The 19040-nt window shown below is 67.4% G+C and carries 21 protein-coding genes; 10 read left to right on the top strand and 11 right to left on the bottom strand.

Translation table 11 applies throughout. The features are described 5' to 3' along the window. Positions 1-8: 8 nt before the first annotated feature. The 5 genes from DKG75_RS18650 to DKG75_RS18635 all read right to left on the bottom strand — a co-directional run bounded on the left by DKG75_RS18650 (position 9) and on the right by DKG75_RS18635 (position 5200). Positions 9-1214, bottom strand: coding sequence for an acetyl-CoA C-acetyltransferase (locus DKG75_RS18650; RefSeq protein WP_109922674.1), 1206 nt, complete (start codon positions 1212-1214; stop codon positions 9-11). Positions 1215-1292: 78 nt separating this feature from the next. After that, entirely contained in the window at positions 1293-2438 is a 1146-nt protein-coding gene (locus DKG75_RS18645) for an acyl-CoA dehydrogenase family protein (RefSeq protein WP_208111887.1), read from the bottom strand. Between the two features lie 145 nt (positions 2439-2583). Beyond that, the gene (locus tag DKG75_RS18640; protein ID WP_109922673.1) at positions 2584-4371 is read right to left on the bottom strand and encodes an acyl-CoA dehydrogenase C-terminal domain-containing protein; all 1788 of its coding nucleotides are present in this window, start codon (positions 4369-4371) and stop codon (positions 2584-2586) included. A 10-nt stretch (positions 4372-4381) separates the two neighbouring features. Beyond that, positions 4382-4564, bottom strand: a complete 183-nt coding sequence (locus DKG75_RS22780; RefSeq protein WP_133636694.1) for a hypothetical protein — start codon at positions 4562-4564, stop codon at positions 4382-4384. A 180-nt stretch (positions 4565-4744) separates the two neighbouring features. Next, positions 4745-5200 (bottom strand): MerR family transcriptional regulator, encoded by a 456-nt coding sequence (locus DKG75_RS18635; RefSeq protein WP_109922672.1) that lies wholly within the window; start codon positions 5198-5200, stop codon positions 4745-4747. 185 nt (positions 5201-5385) lie between these two features. Here DKG75_RS18635 and DKG75_RS18630 point away from each other — a divergent pair, with 185 nt between their 5' ends. Continuing rightward, a complete protein-coding gene (locus DKG75_RS18630) occupies positions 5386-5595 on the top strand; it encodes a hypothetical protein (RefSeq protein WP_133636692.1) in 210 nt (69 codons plus the stop codon). Between the two features lie 7 nt (positions 5596-5602). Here DKG75_RS18630 and DKG75_RS18625 read toward each other — a convergent pair whose 3' ends face one another. Further along, a complete protein-coding gene (locus DKG75_RS18625) occupies positions 5603-6004 on the bottom strand; it encodes a DUF1398 domain-containing protein (RefSeq protein ID WP_109922670.1) in 402 nt (133 codons plus the stop codon). Positions 6005-6034: 30 nt separating this feature from the next. Then, positions 6035-6487, bottom strand: coding sequence for a MarR family winged helix-turn-helix transcriptional regulator (locus DKG75_RS18620; RefSeq protein ID WP_109922669.1), 453 nt, complete (start codon positions 6485-6487; stop codon positions 6035-6037). Between the two features lie 126 nt (positions 6488-6613). Here DKG75_RS18620 and DKG75_RS18615 point away from each other — a divergent pair, with 126 nt between their 5' ends. The 6 genes from DKG75_RS18615 (at position 6614) to DKG75_RS18590 (ending at position 11476) form a co-directional block, all read left to right on the top strand. Beyond that, positions 6614-6958: an Mpo1-like protein gene (locus DKG75_RS18615; RefSeq protein WP_109922668.1), complete on the top strand. Its 345-nt coding sequence runs from the start codon at positions 6614-6616 to the stop codon at positions 6956-6958. An 84-nt stretch (positions 6959-7042) separates the two neighbouring features. Beyond that, entirely contained in the window at positions 7043-7966 is a 924-nt protein-coding gene (locus DKG75_RS18610; RefSeq protein ID WP_109922667.1) for a sulfite exporter TauE/SafE family protein, read from the top strand. After that, on the top strand, positions 7963-8724 hold the full coding sequence (locus DKG75_RS18605) for a TIGR02186 family protein (protein WP_109922666.1): 762 nt from the start codon (positions 7963-7965) through the stop codon (positions 8722-8724). Before DKG75_RS18610 ends, DKG75_RS18605 begins: the two co-directional genes overlap by 4 nt. 1 nt (position 8725) lies before the next feature. Next, a complete protein-coding gene (locus tag DKG75_RS18600) occupies positions 8726-9517 on the top strand; it encodes a YdcF family protein (protein WP_109922665.1) in 792 nt (263 codons plus the stop codon). A gap of 171 nt (positions 9518-9688) precedes the next feature. After that, positions 9689-10975 carry an OmpP1/FadL family transporter gene (locus tag DKG75_RS18595; RefSeq protein ID WP_109922664.1) on the top strand — a complete coding sequence of 429 codons (1287 nt, stop codon included), beginning with the start codon at positions 9689-9691 and terminating at the stop codon, positions 10973-10975. 93 nt (positions 10976-11068) lie between these two features. Beyond that, positions 11069-11476 carry a PaaI family thioesterase gene (locus DKG75_RS18590; RefSeq protein ID WP_166646269.1) on the top strand — a complete coding sequence of 136 codons (408 nt, stop codon included), beginning with the start codon at positions 11069-11071 and terminating at the stop codon, positions 11474-11476. On the opposite strand, the gene DKG75_RS18585 is transcribed toward DKG75_RS18590, so the two are convergent. The 4 genes from DKG75_RS18585 to DKG75_RS18570 form a co-directional block, all read right to left on the bottom strand. Continuing rightward, complete coding sequence (locus DKG75_RS18585; protein ID WP_166646268.1) at positions 11473-12528, bottom strand: alpha/beta hydrolase; 1056 nt, start codon at positions 12526-12528, stop codon at positions 11473-11475. The two genes, DKG75_RS18590 and DKG75_RS18585, sit on opposite strands and share 4 nt — an antisense overlap. A gap of 74 nt (positions 12529-12602) precedes the next feature. Next, complete coding sequence (locus tag DKG75_RS18580; protein ID WP_109922661.1) at positions 12603-13646, bottom strand: alpha/beta hydrolase; 1044 nt, start codon at positions 13644-13646, stop codon at positions 12603-12605. A gap of 41 nt (positions 13647-13687) precedes the next feature. Continuing rightward, positions 13688-14368, bottom strand: coding sequence for a TetR/AcrR family transcriptional regulator (locus DKG75_RS18575; RefSeq protein ID WP_109922660.1), 681 nt, complete (start codon positions 14366-14368; stop codon positions 13688-13690). Positions 14369-14572: 204 nt separating this feature from the next. Beyond that, the gene (locus DKG75_RS18570) at positions 14573-15370 is read right to left on the bottom strand and encodes a crotonase/enoyl-CoA hydratase family protein (protein ID WP_109922659.1); all 798 of its coding nucleotides are present in this window, start codon (positions 15368-15370) and stop codon (positions 14573-14575) included. 171 nt (positions 15371-15541) lie between these two features. On the opposite strand from DKG75_RS18570, the gene DKG75_RS18565 reads away from it, so the two are divergent. From DKG75_RS18565 to DKG75_RS18555, 3 genes are read left to right on the top strand one after another with little or no spacing between them, the layout of a single operon-like run. Next, positions 15542-18061 carry a mechanosensitive ion channel family protein gene (locus DKG75_RS18565; RefSeq protein WP_133636688.1) on the top strand — a complete coding sequence of 840 codons (2520 nt, stop codon included), beginning with the start codon at positions 15542-15544 and terminating at the stop codon, positions 18059-18061. Further along, complete coding sequence (locus DKG75_RS18560) at positions 18058-18558, top strand: PaaI family thioesterase (protein WP_109922657.1); 501 nt, start codon at positions 18058-18060, stop codon at positions 18556-18558. Before DKG75_RS18565 ends, DKG75_RS18560 begins: the two co-directional genes overlap by 4 nt. Then, the gene (locus DKG75_RS18555; protein WP_109922656.1) at positions 18555-19040 is read left to right on the top strand and encodes a PaaI family thioesterase; all 486 of its coding nucleotides are present in this window, start codon (positions 18555-18557) and stop codon (positions 19038-19040) included. Before DKG75_RS18560 ends, DKG75_RS18555 begins: the two co-directional genes overlap by 4 nt.

The following is a 19040-nucleotide window of genomic DNA, read 5'->3' as shown; positions in this document are numbered from 1 at the left end:
TCGCTCGATCAGACGCGCTCGATGATGGTGGCGGTGCCCATGCCGGCACCCACGCAAAGGGTGATCAGGGCGGTGTTGAGATCGCGGCGTTCCAGCTCGTCGAGCACGGTGCCGAGGATCATGCCGCCGGTGGCGCCCAGCGGGTGGCCCATGGCGATGGCGCCGCCGTTGACGTTGATCTTGTCGTGGGACACGTCGAGCGCCTGCATGAAGCGCAGCACGACCGAGGCGAAGGCTTCGTTCAGCTCGTAGAGGTCGATGTCGGTCGACTTCATGCCGGCGCGCTTCAGGGCGCGTTCGGCCGCGGCCGAGGGGCCGGTCAGCATGATCGAGGGTTCGGAACCGATCGAGGTGAAGCTGCGGATGCGCGCACGCGGGCGGATGCCGGCGGCGGCAGCGGCTTCCTTCGAGCCGACCAGCACGGCGGAGGCGCCGTCGACGATACCCGACGAGTTACCGGCATGGTGGATATGGGTGATCTTCTCGACTTCCGGATAGCGGAGTTGCACGACGCCGTCGAAGGCCATTTCGCCGAACATGGCGAAGGACGGCTGCAGCGAGGCGAGCGACTGCATGGTCGCGTCCGGGCGCATGTGCTCGTCGTGGTCGAGAATGGTCAGGCCGTTGATATCCTTCACCGGCACCACGGAATTCTTGAAATAGCCGTTGTCCCAGGCATGCTTGGCGCGCTTCTGGCTTTCGATCGCGTAACCGTCGACATCTTCGCGGGAGAAGCCGTATTTCGAGGCGATCAGGTCGGCCGAGACGCCCTGCGGCGCGAAATAGGACTTGAAGGCGATGGCCGGGTCCATTGGCCAGGCGCCGCCCGAGGTGCCCATGGGAATGCGCGACATGCTTTCCACGCCGCCGCCGATCGACATCGGGCTCTGGCCCGACATGACCTGGGCCGCCGCCATGTTCACGGCTTCGAGGCCCGAGGCGCAGAAACGGTTGATCTGCACGCCGGCGGTGGTTTCCGCGTAATCGGCGTTGAGCACGGCGATACGGGCGATATCGGCGCCCTGCTCGCCCACCGGCTCGACGCAGCCGAGCACGACGTCCTCGACCAGCGCAGTGTCGAGGTTGTTGCGGTCGCGGATCGCCTTCAGCGCCGTGGTGGCCAGGTGCAGGGAGGTCACCTCGTGCAGGGAACCGTCCTTCTTGCCCTTGCCGCGCGGGGTGCGCACGGCGTCGAGAACATATGCGTCAGCCATCGTCTCTCTCCTCTGAATTCCCGAATGATTTGCCCCGGGGAGGCACGCCCCGGGGCCTGTTCTTCTTGATCGTCCGCGTTACAGCGTGCGGCTGATCAGTTCCTTCATGATTTCGTTGGTGCCGCCGTAGATCTTCTGGATGCGGCCGTTCACGAACATCTGCGCGATCGGATATTCCATCATGTAACCATAGCCGCCATGCAGCTGGAGGCATTCGTCGACGACCTTGCACTGCAGTTCCGAGCACCACCACTTGGCCATGGCCGCGGTCTGGACATCGAGCTTTTCCTCGACCAGAAGCTCGATGCAATGATCGACGAAGACGCGGGCGATGCGCGCCTCGGTGGCGATTTCCGCCAGCTTGAAGCGGGTGTTCTGGAAATCGTAGATCGACTTGCCGAAGGCCTTGCGCTCCTTCGTGTACTTCAGGGTCAGTTCGAGCGCCTTCTCCACCGTCTTGATCGCGGTGACGCCGATCTGCAGGCGCTCGGACGGCAATTGCTGCATCAGCTGGATGAAGCCCTGGCCTTCCTCATGCCCCAGCAGGTTCGAGGTCGGGACGCGCACCTCGTCGAAGAACAGTTCCGACGTGTCCTGCGCCGCCATGCCCACCTTGTCGAGGTTGCGGCCGCGGCGGAAGCCGTCCACCTCGTCGGTCTCGACGATGACCAGGGAGGTGCCGTGCGCCCCCTTGCTCGGGTCGGTCTTGGCGACGACGATGATCAGGTTGGCCAGCTGGCCGTTGGTGATGAAGGTTTTCTGGCCGTTGACCACATAGTGGTTGCCGTCCTTCTTCGCCGTGGTGCGCACGCCCTGGAGATCGGAGCCGGCGCCCGGCTCGGTCATGGCGATGGCGCCGATCAGTTCGCCGGTGGCAAGGCGCGGCAGCCAGCGCTGCTTCTGCTCTTCCGAGCCATAGGCGAAGATATAGGGCGCGACGATATCGGAATGCAGCGAGAAGCCGGGGCCCGAGGTACCGGCCTCGATCTGCGCTTCCATCAGCATGGCGGAGGCGCGGAAGTTGAGGCCCGAGCCGCCGTATTCCGGCGGCATGGTGGCGCACAGGAGGCCGGCCTCGCCCGCCTTGGTCCAGGCTTCCCGGTCGATCACGCCCTGCTCGGCCCAGCGTTCGTTGTGGGGCACGCATTCGCGCTCGAAGAACTTCAGCGCGTTGTCATACACCATCCGGTCTTCTTCACTGAGCTTCAGGGTGCGCTCGAACATGGCGGTTCTCTCCTCTGCCAGATTGTTCTTCTATGTCGTGGAACCGGGGAATGCCCCCGGTTCCAGATTTCCTTCTTTTCCTTGCCGGGGGGAACGGCGCTGGCCACGCCGCTCCCCCTTCGTCCCCTCCGCGAGGCTTGCCCGATCAGAAGTTGGCCGCGTCGAGGGCCATGATCGTGTCGGCGCCGGCCGACAGTTTCGCCAGCAGGGCCTTGGTATCGGGGACGACGCGGGCGACGAAGAAACGCCCGACGATCAGCTTGTTGTCGTGGAATTCGGTCGCCGTGCCGGCGGCCTTCGCCTCCAGCGCCACCTTGGCCATCAGCGCCCACATATAGGCGAGGACCTGGATGCCGAAGAGGTGCATGTATTCGACCGAGCCGGCGCCCGCATTGTCCGGGTTGGCCAGGGCGTTCTGCATGAACCACATGGCGCCGTCGCGGAGGTCGTCGGTCGAGGCGCGCAGGCCGTCGAGGAAGGGCTTCAGCCCCTCGTTGCCCTGGTTCTCGGCGATGAAGCGCTCGATCTCGCCGATATAGGCCATCAGCGGCTGGCCGCCCTTGTGGCCGAGCTTGCGGCCGACGAGGTCGAGCGCCTGCACGCCGTTGGCACCTTCGTAGATCTGGGTGATGCGGGCATCGCGGACGAACTGCTCCATCCCCCATTCCTTGATGTAGCCGTGGCCGCCGAACACCTGCTGGGCGTTGACCGCCGACTCGAAGCCCTTGTCGGTCAGGTAACCCTTCACGACCGGGGTGACCAGGGCGACGATATCCTCGTTGGCCTCGCGCACGGTGGCATCGGGGTCGCGGTGGGCGAGGTCGATCTTCAGGCCGGTCCAGAGGTAGAAGGCGCGGGCGCCCTCGACGAAGGCGCGGATCGACAGCAGCATGCGGCGCACGTCCGGATGCACGATGATCGGATCGGCCGGCTTGTCCGGGAACTTGGTGCCCGAGATCGAGCGCGCCTGGAGCCGTTCCTTGGCATAGGCGGCGGCGTTCTGATAGGCGACCTCGGCCTGGGCGAGACCCTGCACGCCGACGCCGAGACGGGCGGCGTTCATCATGGTGAACATGGCGCGCAGGCCCTTGTGCGCCTCGCCGATCAGGAAGCCGGTCGCCCCGTCGTAATTCATGACGCAGGTGGCATTGCCGATGATGCCCATCTTGTGCTCGATGTTGCCGGCCTTCACCGCGTTGCGCGCACCGAGCGAGCCGTCGGCCCCGACCATGAACTTCGGCACGATGAAGAGCGAGATGCCCTTCACGCCTTCCGGCCCGCCCGGGATCTTGGCCAGCACGAGATGGATGATATTGTCCGACAGGTCCTGCTCGCCGGCCGAGATGAAGATCTTGGTGCCGGTGACCTTGTAGCTGCCGTCGGCCTGCGGCTCGGCGCGGGTGCGCAGCAGGCCGAGGTCGGTGCCGCAATGCGGCTCGGTCAGGTTCATGGTGCCGGTCCATTCGCCCGACACCAGCTTCGGCAGGTAGGTCTGCTTCTGCTCGTCGGTGCCCCAGACATGGATCGCCTCATAGGCGCCGTGGGACAGGCCCGGATACATGCCGAACGCCATGTTCGACGCCGAGACGAATTCGTTGACGGCAAAGCCGAGCACATAGGGCATGCCCTGGCCGCCGTATTCGGGGTCCGAGGTGATGCCCGACCAGCCGCCGTCGATGAAGGTCTTATAGGCTTCCTTGAAGCCCTTCGGCGTCGTCACCACGCCGTCGGCGATCTTGCAGCCTTCCTGGTCGCCCGACTGGTTGATAGGGGCCAGCACGCGCTCGCACAGCTTGGCGCCTTCCTCGAGGACGGCGTCCACCACGTCCCGGGGGGCATCGGCGAAGCCCGGCAGGTTGGAATATTTCTCGATGGTCAGCACGTCGTGCAGGACGAAACGGATATCGTCGACGGGCGCCTTGTAACTGGGCATGGGTCTCTCCTCAGACTTCCTGTGGCAGGAGCGGACGGGGAATCGCACGGCCCTTCGGCGACCTGGCCGTGACACCGCCGCCCGTTTTGGACTTGCGCCGCCCGGCTCCGCTCCAGCGTGCCTCGCCATAGCGGCAAGACAATGACAACTCAAGCACGATTATCGACATGATTGTCAGCATGGCGACGATCATGCGGCCATTCCGTCGCGGCAGGCGCCGGCACGGCACGGTGCCCGGTCGCGGCTGCCGATACTGTCCCCCGCGGCGGGGAAAGCGGGCGGGCCGCACCGAACAGAGGGGCGGCCGGGACAGGGCCCCGGCCGGCATGGGTCAAGGCCGCGCGACGACACGCGGCCGGAAGAGTGGCGGCACTCACGCCGTGCCGACCTTCCTGCGCTTCGGCGCGGCGACCGGCTGATGGGGGTCGATGCCCCGCTCCTTCAGCAGGCCCTCGAGGAAGCCGCAGGCATTGGTCAGCTCCACCAGGGTCTGGTCGATGTCCTGGCGCTGGCGCTCCAGGCTCGCGGCCTTGTTGCGAGCGATCAGAAGGGTGCGGCGGATCTGTTCGGTCTGGCCGTCGCCGAGATCGTAGAGATCCAGAATGTCGCGCAGTTCGGCCAGCGAGAAGCCCACCCGCTTGCCGCGCAGGATCAGCAGCAGCCGCACCCAGTCGCGCTGCGAATAGATCCGGGTCTGGCCATCCCGGCGCGGGTGCAGCAGGCCCTTGTCCTCATAGAAGCGGATGGCGCGGGGCGTCACGCTGAATTCTTCCGACAGCTGGGTGATCGAATAGGTTTTCGACCCCGCGGGTTCAGCCCCTGCCTTCATCCGATCGTCTCCTCCGAACGTGGGCAGACTCATAGATGACGTTGACGTTAACGTCAACTGGCAAATCGTCAGCGATGGCAATTTTATATCGCGCCGCAGTGCGAAATCATTTCAGGAATTCCAATATCTGGCACGAAACCGGGGGCGACCCCATATTCCCCCGGATGGACGAGGAGAATTGGCCCATGAATGGCTTGCGGCGCCTGCTGTTGCGGTCGTGGCAGGCCGCGGTGAGCGCCGGCGGGATCTTTCTCGCCTATTGCGGCTGGGTGATCGACGGCGCGGTGGGGCTGGCCCTGTTCACCCTGATCGCCGCCCTCCTGGTGCCCCTGCGCCTCCATCCGCGCCGGGCCCTGGCGACCCTGGCGGAGTTCCTGGCACTCTTTTCCCGCTGAGAGGCCCCTATCGGGGGAAATGCTCCACATGGGTTTCGGCGGCGCGGCCATAGTAGACGACGCGGCGGCCGGCAAAAGAGACCAGATAACCGGCACAGCCCGCCGCCCTGGCCCCTTCGGAAAAAGCCTCGTAGCGATAGTCCGCCGAACCCGACTGGGCCCAGCGGACCAGCGCTTCGATCCCGGCGGCGGCGAAGGCGGCCGCCACCGGCCCCCGGCCCCCGGGCATGGCCAGGGCCACGCTATCGCCGTCCGGCCGGTAGAAAATCTGGGCATGGCGACGATAGTCCACCGCATAACCCTCGAAACCGGCTCCGGCCAACCGGCCGACGATTTCAGGGAAACTCAGGCTGCCGTCATGGGCCGCCCTCAGGCAGGCTTCGGCAATGGCGATCCGGTCCGCGTCCATGGTCGTCTCCTACAGGCAATGGGTCATCGCTCAGTCGAGGGGGATCCGCGTCAGGCGCTGCCGATCCACCAGGGCCTTCAGCATCCGGTCCAGGCTCTCCCGCTCCGCCGGGTCCAGGGCGCCGAAATAATCCGCATCATTCCGATCGGCGATGGCGGCAAGGACAGGCACCTTGGCCCGCCCCGCCGCGGACAGGAACAGACGCTGGCCCCGCCGGTCCCCCGGATGATCCCCCCGCTCCGCCAGGCCCTTGGCCTGCAACCGGTCGGCCAGCTTGCTGATCGCCCCCCGGGTCAGGCCCATCTTCTCCGCCAGGGCGGAGGGGGCGACGGCCGCCTCGTCGTAGAGGGCGCGCAGGACACACCATTCCGCCACGGTTACGCCCTCGGCGCCCAGCCTGCTGGCGAAATCCTGCGATACCGCATTGGAGACCATGCGCATCCAATAACCCGTATGCGCGGTTAGATCCGAGACGAAAGCCATGGCCACCTCATTAGTTGACTAGGAAACTATACCCGCATTGTTTCCTAGTCAACAACAATCCATCCCGCCCTTGTCCCGGGCCGGGCTTCGAGGCGAGAATGGCGCCAACGACACGAGGGGAGCGCCATGACCAGCAACCGGCCGCAGCGGCTCGAAACCTACGCCGAATTCTTTCCCTACTACCTTCAGGAACATGCCAAGCCGGCAACCCGGGCGCTGCATTATATCGGCACCGGCCTGAGCTTCGGCTTCCTGGCGGCGGCGATCGCGACCGGCAACGGCTGGTGGCTGGCGGGCATGCCGCTGGCCGGCTATTTCTTCGCCTGGGTCGCGCATTTCGGCATCGAGAAGAACCGCCCGGCCACGTTCACCTATCCGCTGTGGTCGCTGGTCTCGGACTACCGGATGTTCTTCCTCTGGGCCGGCGGGCGGCTCGGCCGCCATCTTCGGGCGGCCGGGGTTACGGACTGACGCGCCGCTCGGAAGCCTCTGGCCACCCTGGCCACCCTCGCCCATACTCGGGCGACCGGCATCGCCTTCGGCCCCGAGTCTCAGATGCAGATCTACCTGCCCATAGCCGAGCTTTCGGTCGATGTCTTCCTCCTGCTTGGGCTTGGCGGCGCAGTCGGTTTCCTGTCCGGCCTGTTCGGGGTCGGCGGCGGCTTCCTGATCACGCCCCTGCTGATCTTCATCGGCGTGCCGGCCCCGGTCGCGGTCGGCACCGGGGCGCAGCAGGTGGTGGCGACCTCGGTTTCCGGCGTCATCGCCCATTGGCGGCGCAGCAATGTCGATGTCCCCATGGGCCTCGTGCTGACCGCCGGCGGCCTGGTCGGGTCCGGCCTCGGGTCCTGGGCCTTTGCCGCCCTGCGCAAGGCGGGCACGGTCGATGTCGTCATCGCCATCGCCTATGTGCTGTTCCTCGGCTCCATCGGTTCCCTGATGTTCATCGAGAGCGCGGGCGCGCTCTGGAAGCAGCGGCGCGGCACGGTCCGGCGCCGCAAGCTGCACCAGCACAATTGGGTGCACGGCCTGCCGTTCAAGATGCGCTTCCGGAAATCGCGGCTCTATATCAGTGCCCTGATGCCGCTCGCGGTCGGTTTCTGCATCGGCGTGCTCTCCGCCATCATGGGCGTCGGCGGCGGCTTCATCCTGGTCCCGGCCATGATCTACCTGCTCGGCATGCCTACCCAGGTGGTGATCGGAACCTCGCTGTTCCAGGTCATTTTCGTTACCGCCTTCGTTACCTTCCTGCAGGCCTGGGCCAACCAGTCGGTCGATATCCTGCTCGCCATGCTGCTGCTGTTCGGTTCCGTGATCGGGGCGCAGTTCGGCACCAGGGTCTCGCTGCGCCTGAAGGGCGAGCAATTGCGCGTGCTGCTCAGCCTGCTCGTGCTCGCGGTCGGGATCCGGCTGGCGGTCGATCTTCTCGTCACCCCGGCCGAACTCTATTCCCTCACCCTGATCGGGGCCCGGCTGTGAGGGCGCGCCTCGCCCTCCTGCTGTTCGCCGGCCTGCTGCTCGGCCTGCCGGCGCGGGCCGACACGCTGATGACCGACCTGTCGCAGCGCCTGATCGCCATCACCTCCAGCTTCACCGGCTCCTCCATCCTGGTCTTCGGCGCCGTGGTCGCCGACGGGCCGGGCAAGCGCGATGTGGTGGTCGTGCTGCGCGGGCCCGACCAGGGGATCCGGGTGCGGCGCAAGGAACGGGCCTTCGGCATCTGGGTGAACACGGACGCCCATCCCTTCGCCGGCATTCCCGCCTTCTATGCCGTCGCCTCGACACGGCCCCTGGCCCAGATCGGTGCCGCCTCCCATCTCGCCCGTCACCAGATCGGCCTCGAGGCGCTGAAGCTCCGCGAGCGCGACCGCCCGGAGGGGGAGGAGATCACCGCCGACGTCCTGCCCTTCCGCGAGGCGATCCTGCGCCTGAAGCAGCGCGCCACGCTTTATTCGCCCCAGGTCCAGCCGGTCACCTTCGTCGGCCCCAGCCTGTTCCGGGCGGAGTTCCACTTCCCCTCCAACGTGCCCGTGGGCAGCTACAAGGCCGAGATCTATCTGTTCAAGGACGGCGATCTGGTCGGCGCCAATTCCTCCGCCCTCTTCGTCGACAAGACCGGGGTGGAGCGCTGGATCTACAAGGCCGCGCTCAACTATCCCGCGCTCTACGGCCTTGCCGCCGTCGCCGTCGCCGTCGCCTTCGGCTGGGGTGCCGCCATCGTCTTCCGCCGCACCTGAGATGTTCTTCGTCGCCGCGAAACTGTTCTGGCTGGTCGCGGCCCCGCTCAATCTGGCGGTCCTGCTCGGCCTCGGCGCCGTGGCCGGTATCCTGTGCCGGTGCCCGCGGCTGGCCCGGCGGCTGGCCGCGGCAGCCTTGGCCGTGCTGTTGCTGGCGGCGGCGACGCCGCTCGGCCCCTATGCCGCCGCCGTGCTGGAACGGCGCTTTGTCCCGGCCCCGGCCCTGCCGGCAGCGATTGCCGGGATCCTCGTCCTTGGCGGCGGCATCGACACCGAACGCTCGCTCGGCTGGGGCCGGCCCATCCTCGGCGCCGAGGCCGAGCGGCTGACCGCCCTCATCGACCTCGGCCGGCGCTATCCCGAGGCCCCCGTGATCTATGCCGGCGGCTTCGGCGGCCTCGGCACGGTCGCGCGGACCGAGGCCGCTTTCGCCCGCGACTTCCTCCTCGCCGCCGGCTTCGACCTGACCCGGGTCGCCTTCGACGGCCGCTCGCGCAATACCCGCGAAAACGCCGTCGAGGCCCGCATGCTGGCCGGCGACAGCGCCGGCCGCCCCTGGGTCCTGGTCACCGGCGCCCTGCACATGCCGCGCGCCGTCGCCGTCTTCCGGCACGAGGGCTGGCAGGTGATCCCCTGGCCGGTCGCGCCCGTCACCCCGGGGCCGGACGCGATGCCCTGGACCCCGCTCGACACCGCCGCCACCCTCGGGCAATCGACCCGGGCGCTGCGCGAATGGATCGGGCTCGCCGCCTATCGCGCCGCCGGCTATACCGCGACCCTGCTGCCTAAATAGGGAAGCGGCAGCCATCCGCCAGCCTGTGGCCGCCAGCACACGGTAATTTACCTATGATAAATTGTTATTTATATTTTATTGACGAACATATTTCGGATAATCGTTGATGGGCGGGAAGCCGGCGGGAATTCCCCTCCGCCCGACGGCCGCACCCAGTCCGAGGTTCTTTCGATGCTCCGCCCCGTCAGCGCGTCTTCCCGCGCCACCCTCACGCTTGCCCTCGCCGCCGGCGCCGCCCTGGGGGCGGCCTTCCCGGCTTCGGCCACGGTCGGCTATTTCTCCCATGGCTATGGCGTGCAGGCGAAGGGTATCGCCGGCGCCGCCATCGCCTATCCCAAGGATTCGATCGCGATCGCTGCCAACCCGGCGGGCGCGGCCTTCCTCGGCGACCGTTTCGATATCGGCGTCGAAGTGTTCAGCCCCGACCGGGGCGCCACCATCGCCGGCAACGGCGCCGGCCCGGACCAGCATTACGACGGCAGCGACACCGAATTCTTCGCCATTCCGGAACTGGGCTATATCCGCCAGGTCAGCGATACCCTGTCGCTCGGCGTCGCGGTCTATGGCAACGGCGGCATGAACACCGATTACGGCACCAATCCCTTCGGCCGTTTCGGCGCCCAGGGTGCCGCCGGGGTCAATCTCGAACAATTGATCGTCTCGCCCACCATCGCCTATGAATTCCTGCCCGGCCATGCCGTCGGCGCCTCGCTGAACGTCAGCTACCAGCGTTTCGAGGCCAAGGGCATCGGCCTGTTCGCCGGCTTCTCCCAGGATCCGGCCCATGTCTCGAACCAGGGCGTCGACGATGCCTTCGGCTATGGTTTCCGCATCGGCTATCTCGGCGACATCACCCCCTGGCTCAGCATCGGCCTGAACTATCAGACCAAGACCTGGTCGCAGGAATTCGAGAAATACCGCGGCCTGTTCGCCGACCAGGGCGATTTCGACATTCCGGCACACTATGGCCTGGGCGTGACCCTGAAGGCGCCCTACGGCCTGGACCTGACGGGCGAGGTCCAGCGCATCGAATATTCGGGTGTCGGCGCCGTCGGCAATCCGGTGAACAGCCTGTTCCAGGGCGTGCCGCTCGGTGCCGACAACGGCCCGGGCTTCGGCTGGGACGATGTCACCGTCTTCCGCCTGGGCGCCAATTACCGGGTGAACGGGAACTGGCAGGTCCGCGGCGGCTGGGCCTATGTCACCGATCCGATCCCGGCCGACCAGACCTTCCTCAACACCCTGGCCCCCGGCGTGGTGCAGCATCACTTCACCCTGGGCGCCACCTGGAACAGCGACGGCGGCCTGGAACTCAGCGCCTATGGCCTTTACGCCCCCAAGGTGCGGGTCGACGGCGAGAATTCGATCCCGCCCGGCTTCGCCGGCGGCAATGCCAATATCGACCTGTCGGAAATCGCGGTCGGCGTCGCCGTCGGCTACAAGTTCGGCAGCCGCTGAGACTGAATACAGGCCGGCGATGACCTTTCCGGTCATTGCCGGCCGCAGCACCCTGCCGCACCCTGGCGCCATCGCAACCCGGAGGGGATGAAGATGGCGAATATGGCCGGGCTGATCGAAACCATCATCGTGGCGGCGCCGCTGGCCCGCCGCCTCGGCATCCGCCTGCTGGCCGTGGGCGACGGCCGCCTGGAGCTTGCCCTGCCCTTCTCGCCGGACAATGTCACGGTGGGGAACACGGTTCACGGCGGCGCCATCGCCAGCCTGATCGACATCGTCGGCGCCGGCCTGTCCTGCCTCGTCGCCGATCCGGAACGGCACACGGGCGGCGCCACCGCCACCCTGGACGTCAACTACCTGCGCCCCGCCCTCGGCATCGACCTGGTCGGCCGGGGCGTGATCCTGCGCGCCGGCCGCACCTCCCTCGTCAGCGAGGTCGAGGTCCGCGCCCCCGACGACCGGCTGATCGCCAAGGGCACGGTCAACAGCACACTCTTTTAAGCGGCCGCCAGCCCGCGCCGCAGCGAGGCCGCCATCTCGCGCATCGCCCGGTCGGCGGCGGGCACCGTGCCGGGGAACGCGATGAAGCCGTGGATCAGGCTTTCATACATCAGGACATTGACCGGCACCTGGGCCGCCGCCAGTGCCTCGCCATAGGCCTGGCCCTGGTCCTGCAAGGGATCGAAGCCGGCCAGCACCAAAGTCGCCCCCGGCAGGCCGGCGTGGCTGTCGGCGCCGAGCGGCGTGATCCGCGGGTTCGAGGTATCGCTCCCCGGCGGCAGGACGCTGGCCATGAAATGGTCGATCATCGGCCGGGTCAGCAGGAAGCCCCGGCCATAGGTCTCAAGCGAGCGCCAGGGCCGGGTCATGTCCACACTCGGATAGATCAGCAATTGGTGGCGCGGCGCCGGCACGCCCAGGCGCTCGCCCAGCAGCGAGATCACCGCGGCGATATGGCCGCCCGCGCTGTCGCCGCCGACGGCGATGCGCGCGGGATCGGCGCCGAGCACCGCCGCATTCTCCCCGACCCAGCGCCAGACCGCTTCCGCATCCTCGCTCTGCGCCGGGAAGACATGCTCGGGCGCCAGCCGGTATTCGGCCGACAGGACGAGGCAGCGGGCCTCGTCCGCCAGCAGGCGGCAAGGCACCTCGTAATCGTCGAGGTCACCGACGACGAAGCCCCCGCCATGGAAGAACACCAGCAGCGGCGCCCCCGGCCCCACCCCTTCGGGGACATAAAGCCGGGCGGACAGGGGCCGCGCCGGCCCCGGGATGACCAGCCGGTCGATCCGCGCCATCGGCCGGGGCTTGCCGCCGACGACGGCGCAAAGCCGGTTGTATTGCTGCCGGGCCCGCGGCGCCGGCAGGGATTCCATCGCCGGCTCGCGCGAGATCAGGCGCAGGATGAACTGGACCCTGGTGTCCAGCGTCCGCCCCCCGATCCGGATCGGGCGGCGCCCGGCAAGAAAGACCAGGGCTTTCTCCGGCAGCCGGACCAGCCAGCGGACGACGACAGCCTCGATCTTGCGTAACAGGCGCAACCAGCCGCTCATGACCCTCTCCCCGGGATGCTTCGGCATCTCCGCCAAGGGAGAGGTAGCAATATTACCGCCCGGGGACAATCTTGTCAGTTGACCAAATTCGCCCGAATTGCCGATGAAATTTCCTGCAAAGCCCGGTCGGCGCTGCCGACGACGCCGGGCAGCGAGACGAAACCATGGGTCAGAGTGTCGAATTCGAGCACTTTGACCGCAACGCCGGCGCCGGCCAGCGCCGCGGCATAGGCGCGGCCTTCGTCCTGCAGGGGGTCGAAGCCGGCGATGATCACGGTCGCGGCCGGCAGGCCGTCCATGCTGTCCGCCTTCAGGGGCGAGACCCGGGCATCGGTGCGATCCGCGTCGTCGGGCAGGAAATGGCCCATGAACCAGTGCATGGCCGCCTTGGTCAGCAGGAACCCTTCGGCATAGGTCTCGTGCGAGGCCCATTCGCGCGAGACGTCTGTCACCGGATAGATCAGCAACTGGTGCCTGGGCAGGGGCAGGCCCGCCGCCTTCGCCTGCTGGCTGACCACGGCGGACAGATGGCCGCCGGCGCTGTCGCCGCCGACCCCGATCCGGGCCGGATCGGCGCCATAGTCGCCGGGATCGGCCGTGACATGGCGCCAGACCGCCAGGCAATCCTCGATCGCCACCGGGAACCGGTGCTCCGGCGCCAGGCGATAGTCGACCGACAGCACCTGGCAGCGGGCGGCATCGGCCAGATAGCGGCAGACGCGGTCATAGGATTCGAGATCGCCGATGACGAAGCCGCCGCCATGGAAATAGACCAGGGTCGGCGCCGGCCCCGGCGGCAGGTCGTTCGGGACGTAGAGGCGGAGCGGGATATCGCCATAGGGGCCGGGGGCGCGCCGTTCCTCGACGCGGGCCATGCCCCGGGCGCCGCCGCCGAAAGTATAGGCCATGTCGCGGTAAAGCTGGCGGGCGCCGCTGACCGGCAGCGTCTCGATCGCCGGGCGCTTCGCGGCCAGCGCCAGCAGGAACTGGAGCTGGGGATCCAGGGTCTTGCCCTCGATCATGACCGGCCGGCCGCCCGCCATCTTCACCAGCCACGAGCGGGGCAGGCGCACGAGAATGGAGACCAGGATCTTCTCGATGACCCGGCGAATGGACATTGCTGTTTCCCCCTGCTGAAAGCGTCGGTATCGATGGTCGGTCAGGATTGCGGCGGGGCGGCCCAGCCGCCCAGCGCGCCGGCGACGAGAAGACCGGTGGCGAAACGGGCCGCCCGCTCGACGTCATTGTCCCCGGTCTCGATCATGCGCGCGGCCAGATTGACCGCGATGCCGTGAATGGCCAGGGTCAGCATGTCGGCGTCGGTCGTCGGCGGTAGCAGGCGGCGCACCACCGCATCGGCGATATCCTCGCGCAGTTCGTCCCGCCCCTCGGCCAGTTCCGGGCTGGCGAAAACCGAGGCGATCGCCGCCATGTTCCGCCGCATCAGGTCGTAGGTCGGGCGATCCTCGACGACATAGCGGAAATAGGTCAGATAGGCCTGATAGCAGAAATCCTGGAAACTGCGGGCCGAGCGCCGCTCCGCCCGCAGGCGCTGGCGCACGCGGCGGGCGCTGTCCTCGACCACGGCGCGGAACACCGCCTCCTTGGTCGGGAAATAATTATAGAAGGTTCCCGAGGCCAGCGAGGTGCGGCGGATGATGTCGCGCACCGTCGTCGCCTCATAGCCGAGACTGGCGAAGACTTCCCGCGCCGCCGCCAGGATCTGGGACCGGTTCTGCGCCTTGGTGGTCGCACGCTTGCCGGCCTGCAGGGCGTCCTCCGCCTCGTCCTCGGTGTCGATCACCGGCAGATCCTGTGTCGCCGCCAGCCCCTGTGTCATCAGCCCTCCATCCCCTGCCCGTCGGGTCTTCCCCCCTCGCGGGCCTTGGGCCTCTTGCCGGGGAAAAATGATGCCGGCGTCAAAGCCGGCCGGCGGACCGGCCCTAGTCCGCGCCGGTGCGCCCCGGCGCCATGATCACGAAAATGACGCCAAGGTCAAATGCGCCGAGTGTTTTGGGACCTTTTCCCGTCACGCCCCTTCCCGTCATGCCCCGGTAAAGCGGGGCGGGCGCTTTTCGATGAAGGAAAGCACCCCTTCGGCGGCGTCGGCGCTGCGGGCCAGGCGGCGCTGGGTCTCGCCGAAACCGGCGATCGCCGCCTCCTGGCCGTGCAGGGCATAGGTGCGGGCATTGTCCCTGGTGGCGCGCACCGCCAGCGGCGCCTTGTCCGTGATCTCGCCGGCGATCGCCAGCGCCCGGTCCAGCACCGACGCCGGTTCGACGATCTCCTGGACGAAGCCGAGGCGGCGGGCTTCCCCGGCATCGAATTCGCTGCCGGTCAGCAGCCAGCGCATGGCATTGCCCCAGCCCGCGCGCTCGACGAAGCGGAAAGTGGCGCCGCCGGTCGCCATGATGCCGCGTTTCGGCTCGATCTGGGCGAAGCGGCAGTCGCTGCCGGCGACGACGATATCGGCGGCCAGCATCAATTCGATGCCGGCGGTGAAGCAGATGCCCTTGACCGCGGCGATCACCGGCTTGCTGCGCGGGCGGCCACGCAGGTTGAAGGCATCCACCTTGTCGGGCGCATGGGGCAGGTCGCCGCCCTCGGCCATGGCGGCGGCGAAGCGCGGCAGATCGATGCCGCCGGTGAAATGATCGCCATGGGCGTGCAGGATGCCGACCCAGAGCCCGGGATCATCCTCCAGCAGCGTATAGGCATCGTTCAGGGCGTGAAACATTTCGGGCGTCAGGCCGTTCCGCTTTTCCGGCCGGTCGAGGCCGATCAACAGCAGGTTGCCGCGGCGCTCGACGCTGATGCGCCCGGCCGGATTCGCTTCGCTCATGCGGGTGCTCCCCCTCGTCCTGGTGTTTTTCGTCTTGTTGTTTCTTGGCTTCGCATAGCGCATTCCAAAAGCCGTGAAAACGCCGGAAGCAGGGCACCCGCCCGCCAAAGCGGTTCCCACGTCGGCTGAAACCGCGCTAGTGTCCGTTCGAATTGCCACTTGAAGGCCATCATGCCCCGCTCGCCGCGTCTTCACCTCCTCCTGCTCGTGCTGCTGCTTTGCATCCCCGCCGCCCCCCGGGCCTTCGCCGCCGAGGAGAACAGCGCGGAAAAGCCGATCGCCGGGGCGCCCGTCGCTTCGGACGGCCGGCAGGTCACCAGCCAGATCACCAGCTGGAGCGCGAGCCTCGACAAGCTGGAAGTGACGGTGCGCAATCCCGCCGCCGACGAACAGACGATTCTCGAAGCCAGAACCCAGGTCGAGGCGATCCGCGACGAAGCCCAGGCGCTGGCCGCATCGGTGAACAGTTCGCTGGCCGAGACCCGGGCCCTGCTCGACGCCCTGGGCCCGCCGCCGGCGGACGAGAACACCAAGGAATCGCCCGAGCTTGCCCGCCAGCGCGCCAGCCTGAACGCCGAAATCTCCGATCTCGACGGCCGGGCCAAGCGGGCCCTGGTGGTCGCCGCCCGCGCCGACGCCCTGGTCCTGATCGCGGTCGAGAATACGCGGAAACAGGTCACCGCCAAGGTCATGGCCCAGGGTCCCTCGCCCTTCTCGCTGGAACTTTGGGAAACCGGCCTGCCCGAGACGCTGGACGCCATCACCGCCCTGTCCGGGGTGCCGCTGGCGTGGTGGTCGGCGCCCGAGACCGGCGCCAAGCTGGCGACGGCATGGCCGACCGTGCTGCTCGTCATCGTCGGCGCCACCATCGTCGGCTGGCCGATCCGGCGCTGGCTGCTGCGGAAGGGCGGCCCGAAGCCCGAGGAGGAAGAGCCGAGCCAGGGCCGCCGCGTGCTGGCGGCGACGGCGGCCGGCCTTGCCACCTGCGCCATTCCGGTGCTGGCCATCGTCTCGGTCTATGTCTCCTTCAGCGTCCACGGCCTGCTGACCGGCGATTTCAGCCTGCTGGCCCGGGGGCTGGTGGCCGGCCTGTCGATCTATATCGTGGTCTCGGGCTTTGCCCATGTCGCCCTGCAACCGCGCCTGCCCCAGTGGCGGATTTCCGGCCTCTCGGAGAAAAGCGCCGAGACCTTGGAAAGCCGCCTGAAGCTGCTGGGCGTCATGATCGGGGTCAACAGCTTCATCTGGATCGCCTTCAACCTGGCCCAGGCGGACGGCAGTTTCCGCGCCCTGGTCAATCTCTTCGCCAATTCGACCATCGCCTTCGGTCTGTGGCCGATCCTGGGCGACCGTGCCTGGTATCGCAGCGAAGCCATGGTCTCTGCCGAGGCGACGGGGGGCGAGACGGTCGATCCCCGGCTCTACGTCTTCCCGCGGCGCGTGCTGCGCCTCCTGGTGCTGGCGATCCCGGTCACCGCGCTGGCCGGCTATTATAATCTTTCCGATTACATCACGCGCAACGTCATCCTGATCGGCGCCCTGTTCGGCATTTTCTCGGCCCTGACGACGGTGATCGGCGAGGCGACCGCGGCCATGCTGAATGCCCAGCGCGGCCCCTTGCGCCAGGTCCGGAGCGCCCTCGGCCTGTCGGACGATTCGGGCAAGGTCGCCCATTTCTGGCTCGCCGGCTTCTTCAACGTCGCCCTCGGCTTCGCCCTCTTCCTCGCCTTCCTGCCCAGCGCGGGGGTGCCGCGGCAGGATATCGCCAATTTCCTCGAATCCGGCATCTCCGGCGTCCGGATCGGCAATTTCACCATTTCCTTCACCGACATCCTGCTGGCGATCGTGGTCTTCATCGTCGCGCTGCGCCTGACGCGCATGGTGCAGCGCCTGCTCGAGCGGCGGATCCTGCCGCAGACCCGCTTCGATACCGGGGTGCAGAATTCGATCAAGTCGGCCGCCGGCTATGCCGGCACCACCCTCGGCCTCGTCATCGCCGTCTCGGTCGCGGGCATCAACTTCTCGAATATCGCGATCATCGCCGGCGCGCTCTCGGTCGGTATCGGCTTCGGCCTCCAGAACATCGTGAACAATTTCATCTCCGGCCTCATCGTGCTGGTCGAACGGCCGGTGAAGGTGGGCGACTGGGTGGTGATCGGCGGCGCCGAGGGCACGGTGAAGCGCATCAACGTGCGCGCGACCGAGATCGAGACCTTCAAGCGCACCACGGTAATCGTGCCGAACGGCGACCTCATCTCGCAGCCGATCGTCAACTACACGCTGCACAACAAGCTGGGCCGCATCGACATTCCGGTCGGCGTCGCCTATGGCAGCGATCCCTCGACGATCGAGAAGACCCTGATCGAGATCGCGAGCAGCCACAAGTCGGTGCTGTCCTTCCCGAAGCCCCGGGTGTTCTTCCTCAATTTCGGCGCCAGTTCGCTCGATTTCGAGCTGCGCTGCTTCCTTGCCAATATCGAGGAGGGCGCCCTGGTCCGCACCGACCTCATGTATGCGGTCGAACGCACCTTCCGCGAACGGAAGATCGAAATTCCCTTCGCGCAGTCCGAGGTGAACTTCAAGGACCGTGACTTCGATCGGATCGAAGCCCTGATCAACCGTTTCCTCGACCAGCGCGACGCGCAGCGGGCGGAACCGGCGGGCAAGCATGAAGGAACCGGGAACGCATGAGCGAGGACAACGGGCAGGAGCCCGCAAAGGTCATCGGCGAACTGATCGGCGAGAACAAGCATCTGCTGCTGTCCGCCGTGCCCTTCGCCATGGCGGTCGGCATGGCGGTGGAGGAGGTCGGCCCGGCCCGCGCCACCCTGTCCCTGCCCTGGCGCGAGGATCTGGTCGGCAATCCCGAGACCGGCGTCCTGCACGGCGGCATCGTCACCGCGCTGATCGACAATGCCTGCGGCACGGCGGTGATCTGCGCCCTGACGCGCATGACCAGCGTCGCCACCCTCGACCTCCGCATCGATTACCTGCGCCCGGCGACCCCGGGGCAGACCGTGTTCGTCGATGCCGAATGCTATCGCAAGACCCGCAGCATCGCCTTCATCCGGGCGCTGGCCCATCACGGCGACCGCGGCGATGCCATCGCCCATTCGGTCGCGACCTTCATGCTGGGCGCCAACCGGACCGGGCCGTCGCGCCAGATCGCCGAAAAGGTGGGCCAATGACCGACCGCCAGCGCCTGCCCCGCCTCACCCACCCGGTCAGCACCGAGGACATCGGCCGCCTGATGCAGGCGATTCCCTTCGCCCGCCTGCTCGGCGTCACCGCGACGACCGACGAGTCGGGCAGGGTGATCGCCCATATGCCCTATGCCGATCACCTGATCGGCAATCCGCGCCTGCCGGCGCTGCACGGCGGCACCATCGGTGCCTTCCTCGAAATGACGGCGATCGCCCAGCTCGTCGCCGACATGGCCGAGCCGGGAATCCCGAAGACGATCGACATCACCGTCGATTACCTGCGCTCGGGCCGGCCGCGCGACACTTTCGCCAAGGCCATCGTCGCCAAGCACGGCCGGCGCATCGCCAATGTCAGGATCGAAGCCTGGCAGGACGATCCGACCCGGCCGATCGCCACCGCCCACGGCCATTTCATGCTGCCCGAAGGGGGCGAGGCCGCGGTGCCCCCCGCTACCGACGAAGGCTGA

The organism is Zavarzinia compransoris (genome assembly GCF_003173055.1).
Taxonomy (GTDB): Bacteria; Pseudomonadota; Alphaproteobacteria; order Zavarziniales; family Zavarziniaceae; genus Zavarzinia; species Zavarzinia compransoris.
The sequence above is the reverse complement of the archived record's forward strand: the minus strand, read 5'-3'. Positions and strand labels throughout refer to the sequence as shown.